Raw genomic sequence first — 26,876 nt, forward strand, 5'->3', positions numbered from 1 at the left:
GCGTATCTCCGATTGATCTTATGGGCCAGTGGCTAGATCTTAGGAGCGATGAACATACAGTTTTAGCGATATTTTATTATCTGATATGATCGCTTTTTTTCATGTTAGTTGGCCGATGATCACGTTCAAGCAAATCGACGCGTTGTACTGGATTGCCGAGCTGGGCAGTTTCGAGGCCGCGGCGAACAAGCTGAACATGTCGCAGTCGGCGATTTCCAAGCGCATCCAGGAGTTGGAAGAAACCTTCGATGTGGAGATTTTCGACCGCAGCAAACGCAATGCCCGGCTGACCGAAAAAGGCGCCGAGTTGCTCGACTACGCCAAGGACCTGCTGGAGCGTCGTGACTACATGCTGGAGCGGGTCAGCACCCGTGAAGTGCTGGTGCGCAGGTTTCGTTTGGGGGTGACGGAGTTGACGGCCTTCACCTGGTTGCCGGCGCTGGTGGAGGCGTTGCGCGAGGCCTATCCCAAGGTGCAGATCGAGCCGTCGGTGGAGTTGAGCAGCGAGCTGTTTCGCAAGCTGGAGAGTGATGAACTTGACCTGGTGATCGTGCCCGATGCCTACAGTGATTCGCGCTTCCTGAGTACACCGTTGGGCAGTGTGGAAAACGCTTGGATGTGCGCCCCGGGGCTGGTCAGCGAGCCTGATCCGGTGGGGCTTGAGGCATTGGCCGGGTATACGGTGTTGACCCAGGGTTCGCACTCGGGGACGGGGCTGATTTATGAGCGCTGGCTGGCGGCGCATGCTGTGCAGATGCCGCGTAAGCTGACCAGCCACAACTTGCTGGTGCAGGTCGGGCTCGCGTTGTCGGGGGTGGGGGTGAGTTACTTGCCCAAGGCGTGCTTGTCGCATTTGATCGAGCGCGGAGAATTACGCGCATTGGAGACGGAACCGGCGCTGCCCAAGGTTGGGTATGTGGCGTTGCATCGGGGTGATCGGCAGTTTGGCTTGAACCAGAACGTGGCGCAGCTGGCGGTGCAGTGTTGTGATTTTTCGCGGTTGTTGTTTTAGTTTTTCGAAGCAGTGCGTGAGTCCTTAAATACCTACCCGGTGTAATCCATCATGAAACGCCATTTCGAAGATTTGCAGCTGGGCAGCATCGAGCTGTTCTGCCTGGCCGCCGAGGCCAGCAGCTTTACCGCCGCCGCCCAGGTGGCAGGCGTGACCCCGGCGGCGGTGAGCCGCAGCATCTCGCGGCTGGAAGAGCGCCTGGGTTCCCGGTTGTTTGTGCGCACCACCCGCAGCATCCGCCTGACCGATGGCGGCCGGACGTTTTTCGAGCAATGCCGCCAGGCCCTCACGCAACTGGTGGAAGCCCAGCAGGAAATGATGGGCGCGCAATCGGTGCCGTCCGGGCTGTTGCGCATCAGTATCCCGACCACCTACGGCCATCACCGGATCCTGCCGCTGCTGCCGAAATTTCGTGCGCTGTACCCGCAAGTCACCGTGGATATCCACATCAGCAACCGCAACATCGATTTCGTCGCCGAAGGCTATGACCTGGCCATCCGCGTGCGGGCCCAGCCGGACTCGACGCTGATTGCGCGGTTGCTGGAAGACGCCAAGCTGGTGGTGGTCGCGACGCCGGCGTACCTGAAGCGTGCCGGCACACCCCAGACCCTGGAGGATTTGCCGGCCCATGAGTGCATCCAGTACGAATTGCCGAGCAATGGGCGGCGCATTTCCTGGTTGTTCCAGGTGGACGGCAAGGAGCGGGAGTTTGCCGGGGAAGCAGGCTACAGCTGCTCTGACGATGTGCTGGGTGGCGTGACCCTGGCCAAGCATGGCGCCGGGTTGTTCCAGACCTACAAGTTCATCGTCGAGGAGGAATTGGCCAACGGCAGCCTGGTGGAGGTGTTGCAGCCGTACGGCGGCCGTTCGCGGCCGTTTACCTTGCTGTATCCCCACGGCCGCTTCGTACCCCATCGGGTGCGGGCGTTTGTGGATTTTCTGCTGGAGCATCGCGCCGAATGGGCGGCGCTGTAGCGGCGGATAAATCCCAGGTCAGCATCAGTTGGCCGATGGCCGTGTCGATGGCTTCAGCGTCGACGCCATCCCGGGCGAGGATCGACACACCCTGCAGGAAACTGTCGTAGACCGTGGCCATTGCGCGGGCGTTGGTCTCGGCCGGTAACTGGCCCGCCCGGATGCCGCGCTCTACACAATGCACGATGCCTGCCCGGGTGCGCTCCCGCGACTGAGTCAGCCCATGGGTGACTTGTGCGTTCTCGGGGGAGGGCGCGCTCATCACGCCCAGGGCTACCATGCAGCCTTTGGGATGCCCCTCTTCACACTGCATGCGCGCCGATTGGCGCAGAGCGGTCTCGATGGCCTGGCGCGGTGGCAGGCTGTCATCCCACAGGCATTCGGTGACCTGGGCGAACGTCGCCAGATAACGCTGCACGCACTCCTGGAACAGCGCGTCCTTGGAGCCGAACGCCGCGTAAAAACTCGGCGCGGAGATGCCGCCACCCAATCCGGCTTTCAACTGGCTCAGGGACGTCGCGTCGTAACCGTGCTGCCAGAACAGGTGCATGGCCTGTTCCACGGCCTGGTCGCGGTCGAAAGTGCGGGGGCGGCCCATCTGCGCCATGGGGGAATCCTCTCGGGTGATGAGATAAATACTAGTCGATACATAAGTCGTTGACAACGCCGGTTGGCGCGCCCAACATTTATATCGATCGATATTTAAGTCCTCTCACTCAAGGAGTTTCCCTGTGACCCCCTCAACCACCTTATCGGCAGACGCCGCTCCCGACCGCTTGCCCATCGGCGCCTTGCTCGCCCTGGCCATGACCGGTTTTATCTGCATCGTCACCGAAACCCTGCCGGCGGGCCTGTTGCCGCTGATCAGCGACGGCCTGGGAATTTCAGCGTCCATGGCCGGCCAGATGGTCACCGCGTATGCGCTGGGCTCGGTGCTGGCGGTGATCCCGCTGACCATCGCGACTCGCGGTTGGCGTAGACGCAATGTGCTGCTGCTGACCATCCTCGGTTTTCTGCTGTTCAATTCCATCACGGCGCTGTCGTCCCACTACGGGCTGACACTGCTGGCGCGGTTCCTTGCCGGGATGGCGGCGGGGCTGGCCTGGAGTTTGTTGGCCGGCTATGCGCGGCGCATGGTTGAGCCACATCAACAGGGCAAGGCGTTGGCGCTGGCCATGGTAGGAACGCCGATTGCCCTGTCACTCGGCGTACCGCTGGGCACCTGGCTGGGTGGGCTGGTGGGCTGGCGCACCACGTTCGGGATCATGTCGGCGCTGACCCTGGTGTTGATTGTCTGGGTGCTGGTGAAAGTGCCGGATTATCCCGGCCAGTCGGCCCATCAGCGCATGCCGTTGCGCAAGGTGCTGACCACGCCGGGCGTACGGCCAGTGCTGGCGGTGGTGATCTCATGGATGCTCGCCCACAACATTCTCTATACCTACATCGCACCCTTCGTGGCCCCGGCGGGCTTGGTGGATCGTGTGGACCTGGTGTTATTGGTGTTTGGTATAGCGGCGCTGCTCGGGATTTGGGTAACCGCCCGGTTGGTGGATGGGGCTTTGCGCAAGACGGTGCTGGTCAGCCTGGCGGGCTTTGCGGCGACGTGTTTGGTGTTTGGTTTTCTGGCGCAGGTGCCGGGCGTTATTTACCTCGGTGTGACGGTGTGGGGCTTGAGTTTTGGCGGCGCGGCGACGTTGCTGCAAACGGCATTGGCGGATGCTGCCGGGGATGGTGCGGACGTGGCGCTGTCGCTGAATGTGGTGGCCTGGAACAGCGCGATTGCCGGAAGCGGCGTGGTGGGCGGAGTGTTGCTGGATACCTGGGGCGTGGCGTCTTTCCCATGGGCAATGTTGGTGTTGCTGGCGGTGGGCTTCGCGATTGTGTGGTGTGCACGATTCCATGGCTTCAAGCCGGGACACCGGGCCCACGGTAAACCTGTGGTTGGCGGGCACTGATATTTCCAAAGTCTTTGGAAAAACCGCTTCTAACATCAGACAAATCTTAAAATAACCTGCTGCTCGGCCGATATCCCGGGGCATAGGCTTTATCACCCCCGGGAGTATCGGCATGCGCATCAAGAGAATGTCTGCAATCCATGTTGGCCTGTTGTTCAGCCTGTCCGGTGCCTGCATGGCCGCGAGCCCGGTGGGGCAGGGAGTCATTAACTTTCACGGCAGCATTGTCGAGACGTCTTGCACGCCGCTGACCATGGCCGACGGATTAAAACTCAGCAATTGTCCGAGCCTGGCACGCGGCAGCGCCATCAGCGTCCGTAACGTGGAACCTGTGAGCTCGGTCACCGCCCTTGATCACAGCGCCGTCAGCGTGAAACTGGTCGCCGACAGCGGGCGGTCGGGGCCTTATTACCAGCAGCAATACACATTGGTGGATGGGCAAGGGAAGCCTGTGAATTCAGGAAAGTATCTGGTGACATTGACCTCCCCTTAAGCGGAAAAAAAACCGGCTTATTCAGGTGCCTTGATCAGCATGTACTTGCTGAAATTGTTGATGTGATCATCAAGATTATCCTCAAGCATCATCCGGTACTGATCACAGAAATACTTCAGCATCGCCTCACGCGCCTGGGCCATTTCTTCGCCGGATTTAAAGCTGCGTGCGCTGACCCAGGCATTGAAGCGTGTGGTGCCGAACATCATCGAGGCGCTGACTTTGCCCAGGTCGGCGAACGCCCTGAACTGCTCGTTGGACAGCTCGATGTGCGCGTCCGCGCGATCATAGAAGCCGTTGTCGGTGGTGTCTGGCATTGCGGTTACCTTCCTGTTCGTGAGTGCGGCGAAGGTACCGCCGCGCTCCACAGGAAGGCAACCACGTTGACCGCTTCAGGCCTTATTTATTGCGCGTCACCCGCCACACCGTGTTGGCCAGGTCATCGGCAATGATCAGCGCACCCTTCGGGTCAACCGTGACCCCCACCGGCCGCCCGCGAGTCTTGCCATCGTCCCCGCGGAAACCCGTGGCGAAGTCCAGCGGCTCACCGGCAGGCCGGCCATTGCTGAACGGCACGAAGATCACCTTGTAGCCCACCGGATTGTCCCGGTTCCAACTGCCGTGCTCGCCGACGAAGACGCCGTCGGCATATTTCTCGCCCATGGCCGGGATGGAAAAATCGACGCCCAGCGCGGCGACGTGGGAACCCAGGCTGTAATCCGGCTTGATCGCGGCGGCGACCTTGGCCGGGTTCTGCGGTTGGGCGCGGGTGTCGACGTTCTGGCCCCAATAGCTGTAGGGCCAGCCGTAGAACTCGCCTTCGCGCACCGAGGTCAGGTAATCCGGCACCAGGTCCGGCCCCAGTTCATCCCGTTCGTTGACCACCGCCCACACCTGCCCGGAGCCCGGTTGAATGGTCAATGCCGTCGGGTTGCGCAAGCCGGTTGCATAAGGCTTGTGGGCACCGGTGGCGGCGTCGATCTGCCAGACCATCGCCCGGTCGATCTCGACCTCCATGCCGCGTTCGGTGATGTTGCTGTTGGACCCGATGCCCACATACAGCGAGCGGCCATCGGGGCTGATCGCCAGGGATTTGGTCCAGTGGTGATTGATCGCGGCGGGCAGCTCGGTGACGGTGGTAGGCGGGCCACCGGCCTTGGTCTGGCCGTCTTCGTAGTCGAAGCGCACCAGCGCATCCTGGTTCGCCACGTACAGCTTGCCGTCGGCGAACGCCAAACCGTAGGGCGCGTTGAGGTTGTCGGCGAACACGGTTTTCAACTCGTAGGTGCCGTCACCGTCGGCATCCCGCAGCAGGGTCAGGCGATTGCCGCCCTTGACCTTGGTGTTGCCCTCGGCCTTGATGACGCTGGCGATCACGTCCTTGGGCTTGAGCTTCGCCGCGCTGCCGCCCCGGCCTTCGGCGACGAGAATGTCGCCGTTGGGCAGCACCAGGGTCTGGCGCGGAATCCGCAGGTCGGTGGCGATGGCCGTGATGCTGAAACCCTCGGGCACGGTGGGTTTCTGCTCGCCCCAGGCCACTGGTTTGGCGATCTTCATGCTGGGCAACAGGCCGCGTTGGGGTTCCGGCAGCTTGGGGTCGGGGCCGCGAGCCTGAGTGCTGTCGGCTTCGCCACCGCAGGCGCTCAACAACATCGCCATGCTTAAAACGGTCAGCGTGCTGGAAGGCTTCATTGGGCACCTCCCGAGCGCAGGTTGGTCAGCCCGACCCATGTGGTCACGCAGGCCAGCAGGGTCACGACGGCAGACAGCACCAGGCCCGAAGGCATTACGGCCCAGGCATCCTTCGCATGCTCAAAGGCATTCACCAGGCCCAGCGCCCAGGTCACCAGCAACAGCAGGAAGTACACCGTGGGGCGTCCGGCCTTGGGCTCGGCACGCAGCAGGTTGGCCAGCGCAAACAGCCACGCCAGCCCACAGAACACCAGGCCACCGGCGATCAGCCAGGCGGCGAAGTTGCTCCATTGGATCTGGTAGGTCTGGTAGTAGGCAATGTCACTCAGCAGGGCGCCGAGAAACAGCGGGACGGTACCGGCCAGCAAGGTCGCGTGAAGCGGGCCAGGCGTGCAGCGGTAGGTGAGGGCGGTGGTGACGGTCACGGGCGGCTCCTTATCGTTGAGCGGCCCTGATGAGGGTCATCAGGGCCGCGCTGACTGCGATTAAGGAAGGAGCCTGCTGCTTGCGCGTTAGTTCACCCTGTATTCGTTTCCAAATATGTTGCGTCAGTTGATGCGTGGGTGCTGCTGCACCAGGTTTTCGCGCTTGGCTTCCAGCTCGGCGATTTGTGCGTCGATGTCTTCGATCTTCTGCTCGATATTGTCTTCGTGCTCCTGCAGCAGCTCCTTCGCTTCTTCGATATCCGAAGCTGCTGGTGCCGCGCCGCGCAGGGGTTTGTTGGCGGTTTCTTTCATGGTCAGGGCGGTGAAAAGCCCCAGCACCGCGAACACCATCAGGTAGTAGGCCGGCATGTACAGGTTGTTGGTGGTCTCCACCAGCCAGGCCATGGCGGTCGGCGTGAGGCCGGCCACCAGGATCGAGATGTTGAAGGCGCTGGCCAACGCGCTGTAGCGGATGTGGGTAGGGAACATCGCCGGCAGGGTAGACGCCATTACGCCGATAAAGAAGTTGAGCACCACCGCAATGATCAGCAGCCCGGAGAAAATCAGCCCGAGCTTGCCGCTGTTGATCAGCATGAACGCCGGAATGGCGAGGAAGAACAGGGCAATGCTGCCGACGAGAATGAAGGGTTTACGCCCGATCTTGTCACTGACAAAGCCAATCAGCGGTTGCACGAACAACATGCCGACCATGATCGCGATGATGATCAACACGCCGTGGTTTTCGCTGTAGTGCAGGTTGTGGGACAGGTAGCTCGGCATGTAGGTGAGCAGCATGTAGTAGGTGACGTTGGTCACCACCACCACGCCGACGCAGGTCATCAGGCTGCGCCAGTGCTTGGTGGCGACTTCCTTGAACGAGACTTTCGGGCCGCCTGCCAGGCCTTCGCGATCGCCTTGTTCGAGTTGTTCCACATGCTGTTGGAAGGCGGGTGTTTCTTCCAGGGCATGGCGTAAGTACAGCCCGATCATGCCCAATGGCAGCGCGAGGAAGAACGGCAGGCGCCAGCCCCAGGACTGGAACGCCTCTTCGCCGATCACCGCCGAAATCAACACCACGACACCGGCGCCGAGGACAAAGCCGGCGATGGAGCCAAAGTCCAGCCAGCTGCCGAGGAAGCCGCGCTTGCGGTCGGGGGCGTATTCGGCGACGAAGATCGACGCGCCGGTGTATTCACCGCCCACCGAGAAGCCCTGGGCCATCTTGGCCAGCAGCAACAGGATGGGCGCCCAGATGCCGATCGAGTCATAGGAGGGGATCAGCCCGATGGCGAAGGTGCTCAGGGACATGATCACGATGGTCGCTGCCAGGACCTTTTGCCTGCCGTACTTGTCCCCCAGTCGGCCGAAGAACAGGCCGCCCAGCGGGCGAATCAGGAACGGCACCGAGAAGGTCGCCAGGGCGGCGATCATCTGTACGCTGGGGGACGCCTCGGGGAAGAACACCTTGCCGAGTACATAGGCGACAAAGCCATACACCCCGAAGTCGAACCATTCCATGGCGTTGCCCAGTGCTGCGGCGGTGATCGCCTTGCGCATCTTGGCGTCGTCGACGATGGTGATGTCATCCAATCCAATCGGATTGACGGTTTTCTTGCGTGATTTCATGGGAATTACTCAGCCCTGGTCCATTTCATTGCCATTGTTTTAATGGCACGTGCTCTTTGGTCAGATACATGCGGACACTGAATAATTCACCGTTGGCTGGATTTTTTTGTTAATGGCCCGGCAAGGCTCAACGGATCCGCTCGCCCCCCAGTGAGTCACGCTGCATCGATTGCAGGTTTTTCTCGATGGTTTCGCAGAGAGCCTCCATCTGAATCTGATGCTCGCTGTCGCGAAACGGGCTTTGCAAATCGGTGCCGATGCGCTCGATGGCCAGCAACATAAAGCCCACCACCGTGGAGGCCAGCGGGGTGAACCAGCCCAGGGATTCCACCAGGCCTACCGGCACGATCAGGCAGAACACCGAGATAAACAGGCGCGGGAAATACACGTAAGGGTAGGGCAGTGGCGTGTTGGCGATGCGCTCCATGCCGCCCTGGCTGTTGGACAAATCCACCAGGGTCGACTCCAGCCGCGCCAGGCGAATGCTGTCCAGGCGCCCGGCCTTGTATTCCTGGGCCAGCAGGGCTGCGGAGCCGTTGAGGATGTCGTTGGAAAAGTTATTGGTACTGGTGCTGCGGGCGAATTCGTCGGCGGGCAGGAATGCGCGGATTTCCTCCGGGCAAGGCTGGCCTCGCAAGTGCGCCGCCAGGCAGTTCACATACGCCACGTGACGGCGCAGCAAGGTCGACTTTATCGGGTTGACCTCATTGTCCGGGTCATCCAGCAGCGTCAGTACTTGCCGCGCAAAGCTGCGGGAATTGTTGACCATCGCGCCCCATAACGTGCGTGCTTCCCACCAGCGGTTATAGGCGCTGCTGTTGCGGAAACTGATCAACACCACCAGCGCCGAGCCGAGCAACGTCAGTGGCATCAGCGGCAGGTTGATCTTGCTGTTGAGGAACAGCATGAAGTCCACGGTGACGGCGATATCCCAGAGCAACAGCCAGAACAGCGCCCAGCCCACATAGCCCATGGTCTTGATGATCAGGCGGTATTTTTTGATGATGGCAGCTTTCAAACGGAAACCTCGCGGCGAGCGGTAAGCATCAATGCCCTAGCTCGGACGGTGTTTACCGGGTAAAGGTTCGCCGGGGCGCTGCGTGTTCAGGCCTGAAGCGACAGGACGAAGCGGTTTTCGCTGTGGGGCATGCCGTCCGGTGCGGGCTGTTCAGGCACGAAACCGCAGCGGGTCAGGACTTTTTGTGAGCCCACATTCTCCGGGTACACGTAGGCCACCAGTTGCTTGAGTGCCCAACGCGCCTGTGCCTCGTGGATCAGATGCTTCAGCGCCAGGGTTGCCAGCCCTTGCCCGCACGAGCGCTCGCCCACGCGGTAACCGACTTCGGCAGAGCCCTTCGGTGTATCGATGCTTTTCAGGTTGGCGCGACCGACGATTTCGCCGCAGGCGTCTTCGATCACGAACGGGTGCCAGGCGCCGGTGGCAAGGCCAGATAAGTAGCCGTCAATATGCTCGGCGACGCCCTGCATTGAGTAAAACGAAGGGTCGCGCGCCTCAATGTGCGACTCGAACCACTCACGGTTACGGGTTTCGAAGGCCAGCAATGCTTCAGTGTCCGTACTGCTCAGCTCGCGAACGCGAAATGACGTCATTGCTCACCTCTTCCTGGCAATTGTGCGGTGAGCAAGCATACCCCATCAGTTATCCTGAACCGACCAGCTCATTCGCGGCAAAAAGGAACGGCAGTTGAACGAACACACATTGTCCATGCGCCTGGAGCGCGTGGCGGCCCATATACACGCCGGGGCGCGCCTGGCGGATATCGGCTCTGATCACGGCTACCTGCCGGTGGCGTTGATGCGTCGCGGCGCCATCTCGGCGGCGGTGGCGGGCGAGGTGGCCTTGACTCCCTTTCGCGCAGCCGAGCGCACGGTGCGCGAGAACGAGCTGGAGCAGCACATCACCGTACGCCTGGCCAGTGGCCTGGCGGCGATCGAGCCGGCAGACGCGATCACCGCGATCAGCATCTGCGGCATGGGCGGCGAGACCATCCGCGACATCCTCGACAGCGACAAGGCACGCCTCAACGGCCAGGAGCGCCTGGTGCTGCAACCCAACGGCGGCGAGCAACCGTTGCGCCAATGGCTGATGGAAAACGGCTACCGCCTCGTGTGCGAAGAGCTGCTGCGGGAAAATCGCTTCTTCTACGAAATCATCGTGGCCGAGCGCGCGGAGCCTGTGAGCTACACCGCTGAAGAGCTGTACTTCGGCCCGCTGCAAATGCAGGCGCGCCGTCCGGAATTCCTGCTCAAGTGGCAGCGCATCCTGCGCCACAAACAGCAGACCCTCAGCGACTTTGCCCAGGCGCGGCAGGCGGTGCCCGAGGACAAGGTGCGAGAGGTTGCCCAGCAGGCGCGGTGGATTACCGAGCTGCTCAGCACTAATGTGAATAGTGATGGTCCATAAGCCCCGCACGGAGCCGGCCGGCTCCGCATTGGTATTTTTGATCAAGGACAATGACAGAATGCTCGCCGCAAAGTGATCAGCCACTGCCTCCATCCGACCCTGTAAATCGCGCCTCGCCTTACGTTTTTCCTCTCACCCATTTGAAGATTTAACCCATGCACCTACGCAAAATTGCAGTTGGGCTGTCGGCCCTTGTTTTGCTCTCCACCGGGGCAGAAGCTCGTGGTCTGCTGGACCTCATCAAGCTGCCTGCCGAGCATCAGCAACACACCTCCCGCTCGGGTTCCATCAGCCAGGGTGCCGCCCTGGCTCTGTATTCAAACAAACAGAAACAGGCCTCGTTCGACGGCTGCGCCGACCTGTTCCCGGCTGCGCAACCGATCAACACGGCCACGGTGCCGGCCACCCTGAAACCCCTGGCGCTGTGCTCGGATAATTTTGCGGTGCTGTACTCGCAAACCAGCAAGACCCCGCTGGTAGTGGTCGAACGCCTGAATGCCCGCCAGTTGCAGGACGCCAAAGGCGAAGAACGCACCAACCAGTTCTACCCCGACCCGCGCATTCCCAAGGGCGCGCGCGCCGAGTTGAGCGACTACCGTGGCCAACACCCGGCCGTGGACCGTGGCCATCAATCCCCGGCCGCCGATGCGCCGAGCACCAACGCCATGGCCCAATCCTTCGCACTGTCGAACATGGTGCCCCAGGACCCGACCAACAACCGCAAAATCTGGAGCAAGGTCGAGGCAGACGTGCGCAAGTTTGCCAAGCGCGCCGACGGCAATGTGTACGTGTTCACCGGCCCGTTGTTTGACCCGGGCTACAGCACCATTGGCGACAACAAGGTCTGGGTGCCGACCCGCCTGTTCAAGCTGGTCTACGATGTATCGTCCAAGCGCGCCTGGGCGTATGTACTGCCCAACGCTGAAACCCGTATCCAGAAGCCGATGGATTACGACACGTTTGTGAAGACTACCGGGCTCAAGTTGCTGGGGAATTTGCCGGTGACGGGGTCAGTCGGGCGTAGTTGATGGCTTGAAGCGGTTGGCGTTACTTGCCCTTTTTCAACGTCTTCAAACGCAACGTTGCGCGCTGCACAGCGGCCATCTTCTCTGGCCGCTTCATCTTTTTCCATTTGCGAATGTCGTCCTTGGTGCGTCCACAACTGACGCACAGCTCACCACTGAGCTGGCAGGTTGAGACACATGGATTCTCGATATCCTTAGCCAAGGCATCACCCCTTCACGGCATACCGTTTCGCCAGGCGCAGACGCCAATCGCCGCCATGCTGGAGGCGGCATTCTTCCTCGGAGTCGAAGCGCACGTAGCGGTCCGAAGAGGGGCGGTCCACGCCGGCGTCTTCCAACGCCGTGGCTGTCAGCTCGCGCATCCGCAGGTCCAGTCCGGTTGCAAGGGCCAGTTCCCTGTTCGCCCGGGTATCAAAGACCCAGATGACCACCAGGCTTTGTGCAAAGGCCTGGTAGTCGACTTCGTGGGACAGCCAGTCGAAGCCGGTGATTTCCGCCTTGGCGATTTCACAGGCTTCGGTCAGGGTCGCGACCAGGCGACGCTCGATGCGTGCGCTGTCGCGTTTGGTTGAAGACATGGGGATTCCTTGAGGAGCGAGGAGGGTGATGATACGCGAGAGATCAACTGAGGGAGCTGTCGAGGTGATCGTTCCCACGCTCTGCGTGAGAATGCCGCCTCGGACGCTCTGCGTCCAGCTGACGATGCAAGGTTCAAGTCCTGTGCAATGGTGACGCGGAGCGTCACAGGATGTATTCCCACGCAGAGCGTGGGAACGATCAGCTGTGCAAGCCTGCGAAGATCAACTGTGGGAGCTGTGTTGCCCATCAGATAGTTTTGGGCCGATCCAGCTTGCGCGTCATGGTGTACACCGCCACTCCGGCGGCCAGGATGCCCGAGGCGGCGCCGACCGCCAGTGCCCAGCGTGGGCCCAGGTGGTCGGCCACCCAACCCACTATCGGTGCTCCAATCGGTGTGCCGCCAAGGGCCACGCCCACTCGCAGGGCGATCACCCGGCCGCGCATGGCAGGATCGGTGGTGAGTTGCATCAGGCTGTTGGTGGTGTTGCTGAAGGTCAGGGCGCCTACGCCGATAATCACCAGCGCCCCGGCGAACAGCCAGTAATTCGGGGCAATCGCCGCCAGGGTGCAACCCACCCCGAACACCAGCGCGCCGTACAGCAGCGACTTGAAGTGCGGCCGCTCACGACCGGCGGCGATCAGGGCCCCGGCGATGGTGCCGATGGCCAGGGTCGACGTCAGCAAGCCATACCCACGGGCATCGGAGTGGAACACGGTGACGGCCATGGTCGAGATAAAGATCGGAAAATTCATGCCGAAGGTGCCGATCAAAAACAGCATGATCAGAATCGCCATCAGGTCCGGCCGCGCCCACACATAGCGCAAGCCTTCGGTGAGGCTGCCCTTGGTGCGCAGCGCCCGCAGGCGGGTGTGCAGCCCGGAAACCCGCAGCAGAAACAGCGACGCCAGCACCGCGAAAAAGCTCGCGCCATTGAGCAGGAAGGCCCAACCGGTGCCCACCGACGCGATGGTCACGCCGGCCACCGCCGGGCCGATCATGCGGGCCATGTTGAACGAAGTGGAGTTGAGCGCGATAGCGTTGGACAGGTCCGCTTCGCCCACCAGCTCCGCCACGAATATCTGCCGCACCGGCGCATCGAACGCCGAGGCACAGCCGGACAAAAACGCGAACACATACACGTGCCACAGCTGCACGATGCCGGTCAGGGTAAACACCCCCAGCATCAGCGCCAGCACACCCATCACGCCCTGGGTAACGATCAGCAGCTTGCGCTTGTCGTAGTGGTCGGCGGCGAAGCCGGTCCAGGGCAGCAACAGCAATTGCGGCCCGAACTGCAACGCCATGACGATGCCGACGGCCGAAGCGTTGTGCGGGGTGAGTTGGGTCAGTACCAGCCAATCCTGGGCGGTGCGTTGCATCCAGGTGCCGATATTCGACACCAGGGCGCCGGCGGCCCAGATGCGGTAGTTGACGCTGCGCAGCGAGCGGAAAATGCCCATCGAACTCACACCGGCCTTGAGGGATTACCACCATTGAAGCGCCCGAAATGCTGCGCCAGGAAAACACTCAGCGCCAAGGCCCCGAGCCCGAGGGCGAGCACATCAGCGGTGCTTTTGAGGTCGAAGTCCCCGACCCGGCAGACCAGCACGTAGCCGAGCACCAGGTTGAGAAAACCCCAGAGCACATTCAGCGTCGAGGAAGACCGCCCCTGGCCGCGCGGCTTGGCAAACGGCGTCTGGAAAGACTGCCCCATCAAGCCACTGACGCAATGGGGCAGCGCGTTGGCTAGAAACACACCGCCGAAGAAATAAGACACCCACTCATGCCATTGCATCGTCATGCACCTCGTGTTTCAAGCAAACCGATGATGTCGTGTGCCGTGCCGGTTTCCCCGAGCTTCGGGAATACCTGGTTCAGGCTGTAGTGATGGGCCTCGGCGTTCGCGTCGGTCATGGCGTCGATGGCCAGGGTCACGTTGAAGCCGGCCTCGTAGGCCTGGCGCGCGGTGGACTCCACGCCGGTCCCGGTGGCAACCCCGGTGATCACCACCTGGGTGACACCGAGCGCCTTCAACTGCGCCTCAAGATCGGTGCTGGCGAAGGCGCCCCAGGTGCGTTTGGTTACCACAATATCGCCGGGTTGCTGGTCGAGTTCAGGCAGCAGGTCGGCCCATCCTGGTGGAAATACATCACTGCGCCGTGGCCGCTCGGTGCGCCCGGGGGCGAAGCCTGTGACGTTGACCAGCACCACCGGCATCCCGCGTTCACGGAACGCGTTGAGCAGCGCACGGGAGCGTTCCACCACACCGCCGATGGGGTGAATGAACGGGTATTCGGCGATGCCTTTCTGCAAGTCCACGATGATCAGCGCGGTGTTGGGATCCAGCAAGGTGACGGCCATGGAATGTCCTCGAACGGGTAGAACGGTTCAGAAATCAGCGAGGCGCTCCAGCAGCTTTACCGCTGCCGCGAGTTCAGCTTGTTCTTCGGCAGACAGTTGCTCCTGCAGCGCCCGCAGCAGCCAATCGTCCTTGGCTGCCCGGCTGGCGATCAGGTGTTTACGAAAGCCGGGAGTCAGCTCGATCAGGGTTTGGCGCCCATCGCTGGGGTCGGGTTTGCCCCTGATCGCTTTCATCGTTTCCAGCCCGGCCACGGTGATGCGCATGGACTGCGGCCGCACGCTCTCCGCCCGGGCCAGGGCCGAGACGGTGCTGGGCCCGTCTCGGTCCAGGCGCAGCAGCACCGACTTCTGGGCCGAGGTGAAATCGTTCGGGTGGGTTTGTTCCCGCAGCCGACGTATCAGCTTGCCCAGGGAGATGCGCAGCTCGGCGGCCAGGGCGGCGGATTGGGTTTCGGAGGTGATGGAAGGTTTGTTCATGCTCGGACGTTAGCATGCGTGCAGAAAAACTGTACAGTTTAGCTGTATGAATTTTTTGTCATAAAACTCGGTCCTAACCGCAACGCTCCGACAAAATGGCTACCCCAGTTTTGCCTTAGGGTATTCATCGGATGTCTCGCCCGTGAGCTTGCGAATTTCGGCCTTTACAGTGGCCAGCCTGGCCTTTCAGATCCTGACACCAGCGCCTCCCTTAGATCGACTGTCGCCGGCTGGCACCCGGCGGCTGCCCGGTAACGCGCTTGAACGCCCGGCTGAACGCGGCCTGTGAGTTATAGCCAAGGCGCTGTGCCACGGTTTCGATCGGCAGCCGCTCCAGCGTCAGCCACTGGCTGGCCAGGCGCATCCGCAGTTCGGTGGCGTAGCGCAGCGGTGGCGTGCCGATGGTGGTTTGAAAGTGCTGGGCGAACACCGAGCGTGAGGTGTGACATTGCGCTGCCAACTCCTCCACCGTCCAATCGCGCCCGGGCTGCTGGTGCAACGCCAGCAGGGCCTTGGCCAGGCGCGGGTCGCGTAGCGCGGCCACCAGGCCGGACGCATTCCCGCAGGCACACTCGACCCAGCCCCGAACAACCATGGCCGCCACCACGTCCGCCAGGCGCGCCAGAATGCCGGCGAAGCCAATGCGGGCGCTGCTGACTTCACGCTCCATGGCCGCCAGGATCGGCATCAGCCCCGGATAACGTTGGCCCTTGGCGTCGATCAGCATCAGGTCCGGCATCAGGCGGCCAAGGCCGTGCAAACTCCCGAGTTCAAACTCCATGCAGCCGCTGAAGAGCAGGGCGCTTTGCGTCACGCCCACGTCGGCCCGGGCATCCACGGCACACACCGCATCGCCGAGGGCTGCCGCGTTGAAGCTGTCGATGTCCTGCACCGGCACCTCCGGGCTGGAGAGCAACTGATGGGCGCCCCCGTGGGAGATGAACACGGCGTTGCCTGGCGTCAGTTCGTACAGGGTGCCGTCCTCGGTACGCAGGGTGACGCCGCCAGCGGCGACAAGGTGGAAGTACGCATGCCCGGGTTTGGCCGCAAAGCCCAGGCCAAACGCCGGCCCGGCCTGGATGCGCCGGTAGTCGACACCCCGCAGGCGCATGCCGCGCAGCAGCTCGTTGATGAGGTCAGAGGACTGGTCGAACGGGTCGGTGGGCATCATTTTCGGGGTTTAGGTAAAGGATTCGAGATTTTGCATCATAGATCATCCTGATCGTCGCACCTAGACTGCCGGTCGCGATCACTTTTGAAGGATGACCCTGATGAGCAGTTGTGTGTGTGGCGCCGTAACCGGTGCAGATGTGGCGCCCGCGACGCCGGCCTGGATGGCGGTGTTTTCGTTGGCGATGGGCGTGTTCGGATTGCTGACGGCGGAGTACCTGCCGGCCAGCCTGCTGACGCCGATGGCGGTCGAGCTTGGCGTATCGGAAGCCTTGGCAGGGCAGGCGGTGACGGTCACGGCGGTGGTCGCGTTGTTCGCAGGGTTGCTGGTACCGGGCCTGACCCGCGGGATCGACCGCCGCGTGGTGTTGCTGTGCTTCAGCGCACTGATGATCTGTTCCAACCTGCTGGTGGCGGTCTCGTCGAGCCTCACGGTGTTGCTGCTTATGCGCGTCCTGCTGGGCATCGCACTGGGGGGCTTCTGGAGCATGGCGGCGGCGGTGGCGATGCGGCTGGTACCGGCGGCATTGCTGCCGCGTGCCTTGTCGATCATCTTCAGCGGCATCGCGGTGGGCACTGTCGTGGCGGTACCGCTGGGCAGTTTTTTGGGCGGGCTGTACGGCTGGCGCAGCGCGTTTCTCGCAGCCGCCGCAGTGGGCGGCGTGACCCTGGTGTTCCAGCTATTCACCCTGCCGCCACTTGCACCCCGCCGGACGGCACGCTTGAAAACCGTGCTTGAGGTGCTGCTGCGTCCGGGCATTGCCGTGGGCATGTTGGGATGTGTGCTGGTGCATACCGGGCACTTTGCGTTGTTCACCTACATCCGGCCATTCCTGGAAAGCACCACTGGTGTCGGCGCCGAAGGGCTGGCGCTGATGTTGCTGGGCTTCGGCGTTGCAAACTTCGCCGGCACGCTACTGGCCGGTTGGCTGCTGGTGCGTCTGCCACGGGGAACCCTGGTGCTGATGCCGGCCCTGGTCGGCGTGGCAGCACTCGCCCTGGCGCTGTTGCCGGCGACCGTGACGGGCCAGGTGTGGCTGTTGATGCTCTGGGGCCTGGCGTTTGGCGGCGTGCCGGTGGCCTGGTCGAACTGGGTGGCGCGGGCAGTGCCTGACCAGGCCGAAAGCGCCGGCGGCATGGTGGTGGCTTCGGTGCAATCGGCGATTGCCGCCGGGGCGGCGGCAGGCGGCGCGATGTTCAGTTTCAGTGGTATCGACGGGGTCTTTGTCGCGGCAGGTATCTTGATGCTGCTGGCGGCACTGTTGATTGCGCTGAAGGTGAAGGTAGAAGCGCCTCCACAAGGTGCAGAGGCGGGGCCGGCGTTTCATCTTTGAAAAGGCGTTACATGGCGTACGAATCAGCGTACGACCTTCAGTCGTCCGAAGAGGGGGCGATTCGAGATGGGGTGAAGCTCAGGTCAAAAGCTGAACTCTGGATACGGTCTACGCGTCTGACCTAATGATAAAATCTATGGCTCTACCGTGACCTCTAGCGTCCTTGAGGCGCCCGAATTCGAATCGATGAGTGTGACGAAAATAGGTTCGGTAGTTATCGCTTTGCCCTCGATGACAAACGACCGGATGTTATTGGATGACTCTAGTTTGGCTACGACATTTGTCGAGTCGGGTGATTTCTTGATTGTGAGGAGTCCGGATCCGTCCAGAATAGTGTATTGCTGCTTGGCGTCTTTCTTAAGTTTAAGTTTTCCATCGGGCGGGAACTCAGCGACGACAAGGTCTGAGCTAAATATAGAGCACTCTGGCTTGAGGTGGTTGGTTTTGATTTGTGTGTGACGCTCAAAGGCGCGAACCATCCAATTGGCTAGCGCTAGAACAGCTTTATTGTTTTCAGCGTCTTGAGTCTCTGAGATAACTAGCTTTGTTGTTAAATCGGATTTAGAAATGCCGGCAATCGATTCATTAATTGATGTTTTAACGGTTGAGTATGACTGTGCAGTAGTTGGCTGAAGAGTGCTAAGTAGCTGGTTTATTGACTTTGCCAAGTTTTGAACGTTTGCTTTGTATTGGTCATCATACATCTCCGCCAAGAACATAATGCTCAAATACTCTGTGCTGATTTTTGCTCGCTGTTCCGGCGTTAGCTTTTTGTAATAGTATTCTCCAACCGCAGGATCCAAGTCGCTGTAGAAGTTGTCGATGCAAGACAGTGCAGCGGAACCCCCCATCCAAACCTGTTCACGAGTAGGCTTATAAAGAGCGACGCCTGTTCCGTACAGCGCCCCCCCACCAGCCGCGAGTGCGACATATTGATGGCCGCTACTGGCGACGATGGATTTGTATGCGCCCAATCCAAGAGCACCAGCCAAAACAATCGTGGATGTCGAAGAAAAGTACGCTGTGTTCTGCGCATTTTTTTCGAATGTTTGGCTGAAATGGCAGGACTCTGCACGACCGGAGCCATCTCTGGGCGGTGGTATAGAATTACAGAATCGTTCAGCAACTGGAGTATATGGAGAAAGCATCGCGCAACCGTTTACGGTCGCGAGGCAAATGGCGAGTGCGGGCGCGCGGAGGCTTCGTATCATGACTGTCCCTGCCTGGAGTGAATGCAAGGAGGATGGCACAGGGCCATGGTTTTTCAAGGCGCATAAGTCGAAAGGTCTCGCAGCTTGGTTTGGTCGAGCTAGGCTCAAGCTGCTGGTAGGCGCAACGCGCGAATACTGCGAGCCCATCCTTCTTTACTTCAGACTCCGCACAAAATAGCCTCTGCCTCACAGGCACCGTCCTGCCCATCCAGACTGGGCAAGGCGCCTCACACTCACCAGCACCGCTTGGCTCCTTACACTTCGATGCAGGTCAGCCGCTCCAGTCGAACAATCAGGGAAGATAATGTTGACGACTACCGATGTTGTTCACACGCTGCGTGCACCGTCAGAGCTTGATTACTACGACACCCGGTCAGCCCCGCTGCCTATTGAAATCACCACGCTGGATGCCTGGAACATCATGACCGGCGAACCGGGGCCGTTGATGCAGGTGGCTTTCCGAATCAGGGATGCCATTTCCTCGTTGTTTGGTGTGAAGCGCATCGGCGGGTTCTCCGGCACCTTGCGCGAGGCTGTGCAGGTCGGCGACCGGCTGGACTTCTTCCTGGTGGAACGCAGCGCGCCCGACATGCTGGTGCTGACCGAGCGTGACCGGCACCTGGATGTGATGATCTGCCTTTCAATCGCTGACCGTGTACTCACGATCACCTCGTCGGTTGTCACCCATAACACCTATGGGCGCCTCTACATGCTGCCGGTGGGGCCGGCGCACAAGCTAATCGTCAACAGCCACCTCAAACGACTGAAACGAACGCTGCAAGAGACCACATAACGCCCGGCGGGTAGGGGGCCAACTACACTCCCTTGGCCTCGCCAATCAGAATATCCTCGAAAAACGCCCCGATCGGTTGGGTGGGATGGCACAGCTGAATCTCCAAAACCCAGACCATCTCGCTCGGCACGATCTCGACCTCAGCCAGCTTGTCTTGCCCGAACAAAGCATGCGGGAAGTCAGCGATGCGGTGCCCGGCCAGGTTGCGCTCAAGGCGCCAGCCCTTGGAGTGGGCGCTGCCCTCGGCGAAGTCGTACAGCTCGCGCCCGGTCAGCCCGCGGTGCCAGGCGTCGCGGGTTTCGTCGAACACTTCATGCAATGCCTTCACGCAGGCGCCATGCAACGGGTGCTCGCCGAAGACGAAGGTGTCGCCGTAATCGCCTTCATAGCCATCCCACACCGGGCCAAGGTCGACCACGGCGATGTCGGTGGCGCGCAGCTTGCGTTGCGGGTCGATGCCTTGGCGCGGTGTGCGGATGGTGTCGTCGCCAAAGCGGATATAGGTGGGATGCCAGGTGTGAGACGCGCCCATGGCCTGCAAGGTTTGACTGGCCATGTCGAGGGCTTGCGCCGTGGTCATGCCGACTTTCAATTGGGTGGCGATGGCGGCCAGGGCTCTTACCGTCTGCTCGCGGGCAGCGAGCATGCCGTCCAGCGAGTAGCGCGGGCCGACTTTTTCCAGCACCGGGTGCCGTGTGTTGAGCGATTCCGCCTGGGTCAATGCACCGCTGGGAACGAAGGCTTCGGCGACAAAACGATGAGCCTGGGCGCCCACTGCCAGGCAGGTTTCGCGGACTTGGCTGATCATCTTGCTGTTACCGCAGGCATAGATCTGGCTCTCCGCCCAGTGGTGTGGCTGTGTCAGCGCGACCTGTTGCACGCGGGCGTCTACCGACTGCACTCGATGCCAGTGAAAGCGTGGATGTGCCTGGCTGGCGCGCTCAAGAAACTCAGCGTCGTAGAAGTCTGCCGGCGACGAGTTACCCCAGTACAGGGTGACTTCGGCCTGGCGGGCCAGGGCCGTCAGTAACAAGGGCTTGATACCGGCATAACCGGTCCCGGTGGCGAACAGCACAACCGGACGCACATCGTCGTGTTGCCAGGTGCAAGCGCCTACGGGGCCTTCGAGTTTCACTGCGTCACCCACTTGCAGGGTCGGCAGGATGCGTTCGGAAAATAGCCCGCCGGGGACCTGGCGAATATGAAACACCAACCGGCCTTGGTCCTGCGCGGGCAGATTGGCCACGGAGAAACAGCGGCTGTCGCCATCGTCGAGGCGAAACCTGAGGTATTGGCCGGCCCGGACGTCGAGTGGCTGGGCGGTCAGCAACACCAGCTCGACGATATCTGCGCTCAACGCGCGTTTGCTGATCACCTGTGCGCTGACTGCCAGTGTTGGTGTGTCCAGTGACCAGCCGGGAATTTCCAGGCGCATGTCGCTGCAGGCATGGCTCTGACACAACAACATCTCGTCAGCCGCGAGTGGGTAGGAGGGCGCCGGGGTGTCGGGTGTGAGCACCTTTTCGCGGAACTGGCCCGACACCACCTTGACCTTGCACGACCCGCAGGCGCCGCGCCGGCAGGAAAAAGGTACGGCAAGACCGCTGGCCAGCATGGCGTCGAGCAGCAATTGGTCGGCGGCTTCGAAGGATTTGCCCGAGGGCAATAATTCAACGACATGACGGTTGTGCATAAACACCTCGGGGCAATTGAGGTTCGATTGTTGCGTTAGACTAGGACCAGAAGAACCTCCAGTTTTGGATAATTCACATGGTCCAGCTTCGCAAATGGCGCCCGCTGCTCAAACTCGACGGGGCGCAGCCGCAGGCCTCCTATAGAAAGATCATCGAGGGCTTGGTAAACGCGATTGTCGAGGGTCGCCTGCGCCCCGGAACTCTGTTGCCCGGCACACGGGAGATGGCGCAACTGCTGGACGTCAACCGCAAGACGGTAATCCTTGCCTACGAAGAAGCGGTGACCAAGGGCTGGCTGGTCAGCATTCAACGTCGCGGCACTTTCGTCAGTACGCAACTGGCGACAGGCGCGGTGACTGCCGCCGGCGCGCCGAAGTCGTTTGCCCCGGCGTTGCGGGACGTGCCTGCGGCTGCCTATTTCACCCCGGGCGAGCAGGTGACAAAACTGCAACACCGGCCGGGTGCGCTGTTTTTCGATAATGGCGCCTGTGACCATCGTTTGCTGCCCCAAGCCGTCCTGCATCGCTATTACCGCAACGCCTTGCGCAACAGCTTTACCACCAACACCGTGCGCCATGGCACCGAAGGCAGCGGCCAGTACCTGCGCAACGCCCTGGCGGAAATGTTGCGCCACAATCGCGGCCTGAATGTCGACGCGCAGCAGATTTGCCTGACCCAAGGCGTGCAGATGTCGCTGTACCTGACCGCCAGCGCGCTGCTCAAACCCGGTGATGTGGTGGTGGTCGAACGCCTGAGTTACCCACCGGCCTGGGAGATTTTCCGCCAGTTGGGCGCGCAACTGGTCACCGTGGACCTGGACGACGAAGGTTGCCGGGTCGACCAGCTCGACGAACTGTGCCGCCGGCACAACGTGCGGATGATGTATGTCACCCCCCATCACCAGTTTCCTACCACCGTCAGCCTGCGTGCCGGACGTCGCCAGCAACTCCTGGAATTGGCCCGGCTGCATGATTTCTGCATCATCGAGGAAGATTACGACCACGAGTACCACTTTGCCGGGCGGCCCTATTTGCCCCTGGCCAGCGACAGCGCGCAGCGTCATGTGATCTACATCGGCTCACTGTCCAAGTCCCTGGGCAGTACCTTCCGTTGCAGCTATATCGTTGCCCCGTCGAACCTCATCGAAGTGCTCGAGCGCACGGCGGCGGTGAGCCTGGGCCAGGGCGATGCCGTGATGCAGCGGATGCTCGCGGACTTGATCAACGATGGCGAGCTGAAGAAGCACCTGCGTCGGGTATCCAAGGAATACCGTCGGCGTCGGGAGACACTGCTGAGTTGTTTGCTGGAGGCGTTTGGCGAGCAGATAGCTGTGCAGGAGCCGGAAGGCGGGCTGGCGTTGTGGGTCAGGTTCTGCGACTCAATCGACGTCAATCAACTGGCTGAAAAAGCCCTGGAGCTGGACCTGGTGGTGCGCAGCGGTCGCCTGTTTTCACCCTTTGATCATCCTGAGAATGCCTTGCGCCTGGGCTTCGCCTCGCTCAACCCGGAGGAAATCCGCGCCGCCACGCAGCGCCTGGCTCAGGCGGCGCGGGCGATTGGGGAAGCGGCTAAATAATGATGCCGGCTGAAAGGTGAATGTGTAAGGATATGTTGCTCAGCTTTTGATACTGCCCATTACAGGAACCGACTCTGATGCTCGCTGCCTTCAGACACTACCCGTTTTCGGTCAATCTGCTGCTGTCGTCTGCGTTGTTCCTGACACTGGGGCGCGCCATTACCCTGCCGTATATGGTGATTTATCTGTCATCCAACTTTACGTTGGGCATCAGCGAGATCGGACTGGTCGTGGGCGGTGCAATGCTGGTCGGCTCGTTGCTAAGCCTCTACGGCGGCTACCTGACTGACAAAATCTCCAGCTACCGATTGATCCTCAGCTTCACGGGTTTTTTCACCGTCGGCTTCATCGGTATGTGCGTCACGTCGCACCTGTGGCTGTTTTTCCTGTTTCTGGTGTCGTTCAATTTTGCCTATTCGGTAATCGATATCGTGGTCAAAGCCGCGTTTGGCAAACTGCTGCCGGAAGCCGAACGCGGCAAAGTATTTTCGGTGCGCTACACCCTGATCAACGTTGGCTACGCGGTGGGCCCGTTCATTGGCGCCGGGCTCGCGCACATGGACATGAAACTGCCGTTCCTGGTGTCTGCGATCCTGGGCATGGGCTTCTTCCTGACCTACATGGTGTGGGGCGACAGGAGCCTCAGCTCCGCCGACCCGGCCAATGCCCCAGTGTCGTTTGTCGCGGTGGGGCGCATCCTGCTCAAGGACTATCGCCTGGTCTGCTTCACGGTTGGCGGCGCGTTGAGCGCCGTGGCGTTCGGCCAGTTCACCGGCTACATCTCGCAATACCTGGTGACCACAAGCACACCGGAATTTACCTACCGGGTCATCAGCTCGGTGGTGGCCGTTAATGCGACGGTGGTGATCTGCCTTCAGTACATCGTGGGCAAGCGCATTACCAATGAACATCTGAATCAATGGCTGACGGCGGGCTTCAGCCTGTTTCTGCTGGGTGTTGTCGGTTTCGCGTTGTCCACCACCGTGCTGCATTGGGCGTTGGCCGTGGCGATCTTCACCGTGGGCGAAATCATCGTCTTCCCGGCCGAGTACATGTTCATCGACCGCATCGCGCCGGACCACTTGCGCGGCATGTATTACGGCGCACAAAACCTGTCCAGCCTCGGCGGCGCGCTGGGGCCGGTGTTATGCGGGTTTGCCCTGGCAACGCAGTCGGCGCATTTCATGTTCTACATGCTCGCGGCGTTTATCGTGGCGGGCGGGTGCTTCTATCTGATGGGAGCCTCGTATTCCAAACGCTACGACACTGGACGTGGTGATCGTGGGCAATGAGAAAAATGGAGAGGGAAAAAGCGGACGCTGAAGCAGGCTATCTTGCAGATACGTAGTGTTTGATTGACCGTTACCTTCCCTGGAAATCGCCCAATAAGGACTACGCACATGGACGTTGGAATGGCTCATGCGATCGAGACCGCAGAAAGCGAGTATCTGTGTTCCCGCGTTGAGAGTTTGTCTCGGATAAGTGGAAACCCTTTTGGTGCTCGTGTGTTTTTCAACGAAGCGTTTCCATGCTTTCAAGTAAAGGCATCGCCCAGCCCAATGTTCAATCGCATCTACGGCGACAGCGCCAGCAAACCCCAGGCACTGTTGACCTTGCTCAAGGAATCAGCAGAGTACTCGACCGTAACGCCTCTTATCGGCAAGGCCTCGACGTTGGAACAGCACGCTTATATGGGGGAGGGGCGACTGGAGCGCCTGAGGGGTTGGACGCACCTGCAGCTCGCGTGCTCCATCGAGGATGTGGCCTTGAATCACCACGCATTCGAAATCGAAGAAGCCACCTCACATACGCTTCCTGAATTCGCCGCCGTTCATGCGAGTGGCTTTCATACCAAGCCAGAGCATCGTCAGATGAGCCAGGCTTCGTTTGCAGGACTGATGGCAAATGACCGTCTGAAAATCTACGTCCTTAAGGCTGACGGACAGGTGGTTGCAGGCGCGTTGATGTACCTGGCCAGCAACGGAGTTGCCTACCTAGGGACGGCTGCCACCCGAAAAGATGCACGAGGCTTGGGTTATCACGCAGCCCTGATATCTCACCGGATAGCGCAAGCAAAGAAGCACGGCAGTCTTGTGGTCGCCGCAACTGCGCTTCCCAGCTCGCAAAGTCGCCGTAATTTGCAGCGCGCAGGGCTTACGGCATCTCACGCTCAGGCGCTGTATCGTTTGGTGGGTAGTTGAGGTGTGTCAGCGTGGGAGCGCCTGCTTTTGGCCGATCGCTGCCTGTCCTAAAGAGTCGCCACCGCCTCATTACTCAGAGCCCCAGCCATCCGATGCCGGTAGATCAGGTCATCAAACACCTGCCCGTTAATTTGATAAGCATCGCCCTCACGTTGCTCAAACACGAAACCGCACTTCTCCAGCAGCCGGCAAGAAGCCGCATTACCCTCTGTCACAACTGCCTTCAGCACCTTCAGCCCGAGTGTGTCGTGGGCGTAATCCATAACCCGTTGCAGCGATTCAAAACCGTATCCCTTCCCGTGTTGCCCGCTGAGGAACAAGTAGCCGACTTCTGCCGTCGCTTCTTCATCGGGCTCCAGCTTCAATCCCGTGACCCCAACGGCACAACCACTTTGCCGGTCGAACACGACCAGGCACAACCAGTGCCTGGAGCCTGGCAACCAGTGCGGTAACCTGGATTCAAATCTCTCGCGGGTTTCGGCTTCGGACGGGGCGTCGCAGACGTACTGGATCACCGACGGGTCGGTGTGCAACGTGAGGAATAAATCCCAGTCGCCGGCTTCCAGTTGCCGCAGGTAAAGCCGCTCAGTGTGTAGCTCCATGATTTGACGCCCCCTGTTGATCCTGGCTCAAGCGGTTAAACAAATCGGGTATCTTTAGCCGCCTCAGCCGCCAGTCTGCCTCAGGCTCAGCGCATGATCGATAGTTTAGGGAAAAATGGAATGACACTCAGGGTGATGGTGGTCGGTGGCTACGGCAATTTCGGTAGCATCGTTTGCCGGCATTTGGCGGTAGCGCCGGGCATTGAGCTGGTGATCTCCGGCCGCGACCCACACAAGTTGCAGCGCAAAGTGGATGAGCTGAAAAGCCAGTCGGGCACCGGGTGCGAAGGATGGTGCGGCGATGGCATGGGCGCCGGGTTCGCGTCCGTTTTACGGTCGATGAACATCCAGTGGGTGATCCACACCGGCGGGCCGTTCCAAGGGCAATCCTATGCGGTCGCCCAGAGTTGCATCGACGCGGGCGTGAACTACTGCGACCTGTCCGACTGCCGCACCTTCGTCAATGGCGTGAGCGTGCTGGATGCACAAGCCCGGCAGGCAGGCGTGGCGATCCTCAGTGGTTGCAGCTCCGTGCCGACGTTGTCTTCCGCCATCATCGATCAGTACCGCTACCGCTTCACCCGCATCGACGCGATCGAACACGGTATTTCCTCTTCGGCCAAGATGCCGGGCCTGTCCACCGTCGAAGGCGTGCTGGCTTACGCAGGCAAACCGATCAAGCAACTCCGGCATGGCCAGGTGCATGAAGTGCTGGGCTGGCAGGACCTGACGCTGCGCAAGATGCCCGAGCTTGGCATGCGGGTGTTGGCGAATGTGGACGTGCCCGACATGGACATCTTCGCCAGCCGTTATGGCGCCCACACCCTGAGCTTCAAGGCTGGCGCGGGGCTCAAGCTTGGCGGTGTCGCCAACTACCTGTTGGCCCAGGCGCTGCGCACGGGAATCGTGCGAGACCATGTCGCCTGGGCCGCGCGCCTGCATCGGCTGGGCACCTGGTTCGAGCGCTTTGGCGATGGCAAAAGCGCGATGTACATCGACGTGCAAGGCCTCGGCACCGAAGGGCAGCCGCTGTCCCTGGCGGTGCAACTGACGGCCCTGAATGACAAAGGCCCGGAAATTCCCAGCTGCGCCGCCGTTGCCCTGGCCCTCAAAATCGCCCAAGGCTACGTGCCCGAACCCGGTGCGCGACCGTGCGTAGGTGAAATCACCGTCGATGAATACATGGCCGCCATCAACGACCCGGCGAACCTCAGCCTGGCCGTGCAGTTCTCTGACGGGCAGGGCTGAC

At 60.9% G+C, this 26,876-nt stretch carries 29 protein-coding genes; 12 read left to right on the forward strand and 17 right to left on the reverse strand.

What is annotated here, in order from left to right; translation table 11 throughout:
• Positions 1-115: 115 nt before the first annotated feature.
• Together D109_RS0121800 and D109_RS0121805 are read left to right on the forward strand one after the other, a co-directional pair.
• Positions 116-1,012, forward strand: coding sequence for a LysR family transcriptional regulator (locus D109_RS0121800; RefSeq protein WP_017478725.1), 897 nt, complete (start codon positions 116-118; stop codon positions 1,010-1,012).
• Between the two features lie 51 nt (positions 1,013-1,063).
• On the forward strand, positions 1,064-1,987 hold the full coding sequence (locus tag D109_RS0121805; RefSeq protein ID WP_017478726.1) for a LysR family transcriptional regulator: 924 nt from the start codon (positions 1,064-1,066) through the stop codon (positions 1,985-1,987).
• Here the strand turns inward: D109_RS0121805 and D109_RS1000000133095 are convergent.
• The gene (locus D109_RS1000000133095; RefSeq protein WP_081585376.1) at positions 1,890-2,594 is read right to left on the reverse strand and encodes a TetR/AcrR family transcriptional regulator; all 705 of its coding nucleotides are present in this window, start codon (positions 2,592-2,594) and stop codon (positions 1,890-1,892) included. The two genes, D109_RS0121805 and D109_RS1000000133095, sit on opposite strands and share 98 nt — an antisense overlap.
• A gap of 124 nt (positions 2,595-2,718) precedes the next feature.
• Here D109_RS1000000133095 and D109_RS0121815 point away from each other — a divergent pair, with 124 nt between their 5' ends.
• Both D109_RS0121815 and D109_RS0121820 read left to right on the forward strand, forming a co-directional pair.
• Positions 2,719-3,942: an MFS transporter gene (locus D109_RS0121815; protein ID WP_017478728.1), complete on the forward strand. Its 1,224-nt coding sequence runs from the start codon at positions 2,719-2,721 to the stop codon at positions 3,940-3,942.
• A gap of 112 nt (positions 3,943-4,054) precedes the next feature.
• Complete coding sequence (locus tag D109_RS0121820; protein ID WP_017478729.1) at positions 4,055-4,435, forward strand: type 1 fimbrial protein; 381 nt, start codon at positions 4,055-4,057, stop codon at positions 4,433-4,435.
• 17 nt (positions 4,436-4,452) lie between these two features.
• Here D109_RS0121820 and D109_RS0121825 read toward each other — a convergent pair whose 3' ends face one another.
• From D109_RS0121825 to D109_RS0121850, 6 genes are all read right to left on the reverse strand, one after another.
• Positions 4,453-4,752, reverse strand: coding sequence for a DUF3144 domain-containing protein (locus D109_RS0121825; protein WP_017478730.1), 300 nt, complete (start codon positions 4,750-4,752; stop codon positions 4,453-4,455).
• A gap of 82 nt (positions 4,753-4,834) precedes the next feature.
• A complete protein-coding gene (locus tag D109_RS0121830; RefSeq protein ID WP_017478731.1) occupies positions 4,835-6,127 on the reverse strand; it encodes a sorbosone dehydrogenase family protein in 1,293 nt (430 codons plus the stop codon).
• Positions 6,124-6,552: a DUF2231 domain-containing protein gene (locus D109_RS0121835; protein WP_017478732.1), complete on the reverse strand. Its 429-nt coding sequence runs from the start codon at positions 6,550-6,552 to the stop codon at positions 6,124-6,126. Before D109_RS0121835 ends, D109_RS0121830 begins: the two co-directional genes overlap by 4 nt.
• 123 nt (positions 6,553-6,675) lie before the next feature.
• On the reverse strand, positions 6,676-8,178 hold the full coding sequence (gene proP / locus D109_RS0121840) for a glycine betaine/L-proline transporter ProP (protein WP_017478733.1): 1,503 nt from the start codon (positions 8,176-8,178) through the stop codon (positions 6,676-6,678).
• 127 nt (positions 8,179-8,305) lie between these two features.
• Entirely contained in the window at positions 8,306-9,196 is an 891-nt protein-coding gene (locus D109_RS0121845; RefSeq protein WP_017478734.1) for a bestrophin family protein, read from the reverse strand.
• An 86-nt stretch (positions 9,197-9,282) separates the two neighbouring features.
• Positions 9,283-9,789 (reverse strand): GNAT family N-acetyltransferase, encoded by a 507-nt coding sequence (locus D109_RS0121850; protein WP_017478735.1) that lies wholly within the window; start codon positions 9,787-9,789, stop codon positions 9,283-9,285.
• Positions 9,790-9,883: 94 nt separating this feature from the next.
• On the opposite strand from D109_RS0121850, the gene D109_RS0121855 reads away from it, so the two are divergent.
• Together D109_RS0121855 and D109_RS0121860 are read left to right on the forward strand one after the other, a co-directional pair.
• Positions 9,884-10,603, forward strand: a complete 720-nt coding sequence (locus D109_RS0121855; protein ID WP_017478736.1) for a tRNA (adenine(22)-N(1))-methyltransferase TrmK — start codon at positions 9,884-9,886, stop codon at positions 10,601-10,603.
• A 155-nt stretch (positions 10,604-10,758) separates the two neighbouring features.
• Complete coding sequence (locus tag D109_RS0121860; RefSeq protein WP_017478737.1) at positions 10,759-11,631, forward strand: DNA/RNA non-specific endonuclease; 873 nt, start codon at positions 10,759-10,761, stop codon at positions 11,629-11,631.
• 19 nt (positions 11,632-11,650) lie between these two features.
• Here D109_RS0121860 and D109_RS1000000133100 read toward each other — a convergent pair whose 3' ends face one another.
• The 7 genes from D109_RS1000000133100 to D109_RS0121890 form a co-directional block, all read right to left on the reverse strand.
• Entirely contained in the window at positions 11,651-11,830 is a 180-nt protein-coding gene (locus tag D109_RS1000000133100; protein ID WP_003207939.1) for a DUF1289 domain-containing protein, read from the reverse strand.
• Positions 11,831-11,834: 4 nt separating this feature from the next.
• Positions 11,835-12,206 carry a hypothetical protein gene (locus D109_RS0121865; protein WP_017478738.1) on the reverse strand — a complete coding sequence of 124 codons (372 nt, stop codon included), beginning with the start codon at positions 12,204-12,206 and terminating at the stop codon, positions 11,835-11,837.
• 247 nt (positions 12,207-12,453) lie between these two features.
• Positions 12,454-13,668 carry an MFS transporter gene (locus tag D109_RS0121870; RefSeq protein ID WP_017478739.1) on the reverse strand — a complete coding sequence of 405 codons (1,215 nt, stop codon included), beginning with the start codon at positions 13,666-13,668 and terminating at the stop codon, positions 12,454-12,456.
• Positions 13,669-13,673: 5 nt separating this feature from the next.
• Positions 13,674-14,009: a hypothetical protein gene (locus tag D109_RS0121875; RefSeq protein ID WP_017478740.1), complete on the reverse strand. Its 336-nt coding sequence runs from the start codon at positions 14,007-14,009 to the stop codon at positions 13,674-13,676.
• Positions 14,006-14,569 (reverse strand): isochorismatase family protein, encoded by a 564-nt coding sequence (locus D109_RS0121880; protein WP_017478741.1) that lies wholly within the window; start codon positions 14,567-14,569, stop codon positions 14,006-14,008. Before D109_RS0121880 ends, D109_RS0121875 begins: the two co-directional genes overlap by 4 nt.
• 27 nt (positions 14,570-14,596) lie before the next feature.
• A complete protein-coding gene (locus D109_RS0121885) occupies positions 14,597-15,046 on the reverse strand; it encodes a MarR family winged helix-turn-helix transcriptional regulator (protein ID WP_003214523.1) in 450 nt (149 codons plus the stop codon).
• A 211-nt stretch (positions 15,047-15,257) separates the two neighbouring features.
• A complete protein-coding gene (locus tag D109_RS0121890; RefSeq protein WP_017478742.1) occupies positions 15,258-16,217 on the reverse strand; it encodes an AraC family transcriptional regulator in 960 nt (319 codons plus the stop codon).
• A 100-nt stretch (positions 16,218-16,317) separates the two neighbouring features.
• Here D109_RS0121890 and D109_RS0121895 point away from each other — a divergent pair, with 100 nt between their 5' ends.
• Positions 16,318-17,550, forward strand: coding sequence for an MFS transporter (locus D109_RS0121895; protein ID WP_017478743.1), 1,233 nt, complete (start codon positions 16,318-16,320; stop codon positions 17,548-17,550).
• Positions 17,551-17,684: 134 nt separating this feature from the next.
• Here the strand turns inward: D109_RS0121895 and D109_RS0121900 are convergent, their stop codons facing one another.
• The gene (locus tag D109_RS0121900; RefSeq protein ID WP_152416395.1) at positions 17,685-18,698 is read right to left on the reverse strand and encodes a hypothetical protein; all 1,014 of its coding nucleotides are present in this window, start codon (positions 18,696-18,698) and stop codon (positions 17,685-17,687) included.
• 367 nt (positions 18,699-19,065) lie between these two features.
• On the opposite strand from D109_RS0121900, the gene D109_RS0121905 reads away from it, so the two are divergent.
• Entirely contained in the window at positions 19,066-19,554 is a 489-nt protein-coding gene (locus D109_RS0121905) for a DUF2867 domain-containing protein (RefSeq protein ID WP_017478745.1), read from the forward strand.
• 22 nt (positions 19,555-19,576) lie between these two features.
• On the opposite strand, the gene D109_RS0121910 is transcribed toward D109_RS0121905, so the two are convergent.
• Positions 19,577-21,247, reverse strand: a complete 1,671-nt coding sequence (locus D109_RS0121910) for a M24 family metallopeptidase (RefSeq protein WP_017478746.1) — start codon at positions 21,245-21,247, stop codon at positions 19,577-19,579.
• A gap of 77 nt (positions 21,248-21,324) precedes the next feature.
• On the opposite strand from D109_RS0121910, the gene D109_RS0121915 reads away from it, so the two are divergent.
• The 3 genes from D109_RS0121915 to D109_RS0121925 all read left to right on the forward strand — a co-directional run bounded on the left by D109_RS0121915 (position 21,325) and on the right by D109_RS0121925 (position 25,025).
• Positions 21,325-22,824 (forward strand): PLP-dependent aminotransferase family protein, encoded by a 1,500-nt coding sequence (locus tag D109_RS0121915; protein ID WP_017478747.1) that lies wholly within the window; start codon positions 21,325-21,327, stop codon positions 22,822-22,824.
• 77 nt (positions 22,825-22,901) lie between these two features.
• Positions 22,902-24,116 (forward strand): MFS transporter, encoded by a 1,215-nt coding sequence (locus tag D109_RS0121920; protein ID WP_017478748.1) that lies wholly within the window; start codon positions 22,902-22,904, stop codon positions 24,114-24,116.
• A gap of 108 nt (positions 24,117-24,224) precedes the next feature.
• A complete protein-coding gene (locus tag D109_RS0121925; RefSeq protein WP_017478749.1) occupies positions 24,225-25,025 on the forward strand; it encodes a GNAT family N-acetyltransferase in 801 nt (266 codons plus the stop codon).
• 47 nt (positions 25,026-25,072) lie between these two features.
• On the opposite strand, the gene D109_RS0121930 is transcribed toward D109_RS0121925, so the two are convergent.
• A complete protein-coding gene (locus D109_RS0121930; RefSeq protein ID WP_017478750.1) occupies positions 25,073-25,627 on the reverse strand; it encodes a GNAT family N-acetyltransferase in 555 nt (184 codons plus the stop codon).
• Positions 25,628-25,747: 120 nt separating this feature from the next.
• Here D109_RS0121930 and D109_RS0121935 point away from each other — a divergent pair, with 120 nt between their 5' ends.
• The gene (locus D109_RS0121935; RefSeq protein ID WP_026078143.1) at positions 25,748-26,875 is read left to right on the forward strand and encodes a saccharopine dehydrogenase family protein; all 1,128 of its coding nucleotides are present in this window, start codon (positions 25,748-25,750) and stop codon (positions 26,873-26,875) included.
• Position 26,876 lies beyond the last annotated feature (1 nt).

The sequence above is a fragment of the Pseudomonas sp. PAMC 26793 genome, assembly GCF_000313235.1.
GTDB lineage: Bacteria > Pseudomonadota > Gammaproteobacteria > Pseudomonadales > Pseudomonadaceae > Aquipseudomonas > Aquipseudomonas yamanorum.

Bases quoted from the DNA above. Each gene is read 5' to 3' on its own strand.
- D109_RS0121885 (WP_003214523.1), bottom strand. From the start codon at position 15,046: ATGAACAAACCTTCCATCACCTCCGAAACCCAATCCGCCGCCCTGGCC.
- D109_RS0121865 (WP_017478738.1), bottom strand. From the start codon at position 12,206: ATGTCTTCAACCAAACGCGACAGCGCACGCATCGAGCGTCGCCTGGTC.
- D109_RS0121890 (WP_017478742.1), bottom strand. From the start codon at position 16,217: ATGATGCCCACCGACCCGTTCGACCAGTCCTCTGACCTCATCAACGAG.
- D109_RS0121820 (WP_017478729.1), top strand. From the start codon at position 4,055: ATGCGCATCAAGAGAATGTCTGCAATCCATGTTGGCCTGTTGTTCAGC.
- D109_RS0121870 (WP_017478739.1), bottom strand. From the start codon at position 13,668: ATGGGCATTTTCCGCTCGCTGCGCAGCGTCAACTACCGCATCTGGGCC.
- D109_RS0121935 (WP_026078143.1), top strand. From the start codon at position 25,748: ATGACACTCAGGGTGATGGTGGTCGGTGGCTACGGCAATTTCGGTAGC.
- D109_RS0121830 (WP_017478731.1), bottom strand. From the start codon at position 6,127: ATGAAGCCTTCCAGCACGCTGACCGTTTTAAGCATGGCGATGTTGTTG.
- D109_RS0121860 (WP_017478737.1), top strand. From the start codon at position 10,759: ATGCACCTACGCAAAATTGCAGTTGGGCTGTCGGCCCTTGTTTTGCTC.
- D109_RS0121875 (WP_017478740.1), bottom strand. From the start codon at position 14,009: ATGACGATGCAATGGCATGAGTGGGTGTCTTATTTCTTCGGCGGTGTG.
- D109_RS0121905 (WP_017478745.1), top strand. From the start codon at position 19,066: ATGTTGACGACTACCGATGTTGTTCACACGCTGCGTGCACCGTCAGAG.
- D109_RS0121915 (WP_017478747.1), top strand. From the start codon at position 21,325: ATGGTCCAGCTTCGCAAATGGCGCCCGCTGCTCAAACTCGACGGGGCG.
- D109_RS0121925 (WP_017478749.1), top strand. From the start codon at position 24,225: ATGGACGTTGGAATGGCTCATGCGATCGAGACCGCAGAAAGCGAGTAT.
- D109_RS0121920 (WP_017478748.1), top strand. From the start codon at position 22,902: ATGCTCGCTGCCTTCAGACACTACCCGTTTTCGGTCAATCTGCTGCTG.
- D109_RS0121910 (WP_017478746.1), bottom strand. From the start codon at position 21,247: ATGCACAACCGTCATGTCGTTGAATTATTGCCCTCGGGCAAATCCTTC.
- D109_RS0121850 (WP_017478735.1), bottom strand. From the start codon at position 9,789: ATGACGTCATTTCGCGTTCGCGAGCTGAGCAGTACGGACACTGAAGCA.
- D109_RS0121825 (WP_017478730.1), bottom strand. From the start codon at position 4,752: ATGCCAGACACCACCGACAACGGCTTCTATGATCGCGCGGACGCGCAC.
- D109_RS0121880 (WP_017478741.1), bottom strand. From the start codon at position 14,569: ATGGCCGTCACCTTGCTGGATCCCAACACCGCGCTGATCATCGTGGAC.
- proP (WP_017478733.1), bottom strand. From the start codon at position 8,178: ATGAAATCACGCAAGAAAACCGTCAATCCGATTGGATTGGATGACATC.
- D109_RS0121930 (WP_017478750.1), bottom strand. From the start codon at position 25,627: ATGGAGCTACACACTGAGCGGCTTTACCTGCGGCAACTGGAAGCCGGC.
- D109_RS0121900 (WP_152416395.1), bottom strand. From the start codon at position 18,698: ATGCTTTCTCCATATACTCCAGTTGCTGAACGATTCTGTAATTCTATA.
- D109_RS1000000133095 (WP_081585376.1), bottom strand. From the start codon at position 2,594: ATGGCGCAGATGGGCCGCCCCCGCACTTTCGACCGCGACCAGGCCGTG.
- D109_RS0121805 (WP_017478726.1), top strand. From the start codon at position 1,064: ATGAAACGCCATTTCGAAGATTTGCAGCTGGGCAGCATCGAGCTGTTC.
- D109_RS0121800 (WP_017478725.1), top strand. From the start codon at position 116: ATGATCACGTTCAAGCAAATCGACGCGTTGTACTGGATTGCCGAGCTG.
- D109_RS0121895 (WP_017478743.1), top strand. From the start codon at position 16,318: ATGAGCAGTTGTGTGTGTGGCGCCGTAACCGGTGCAGATGTGGCGCCC.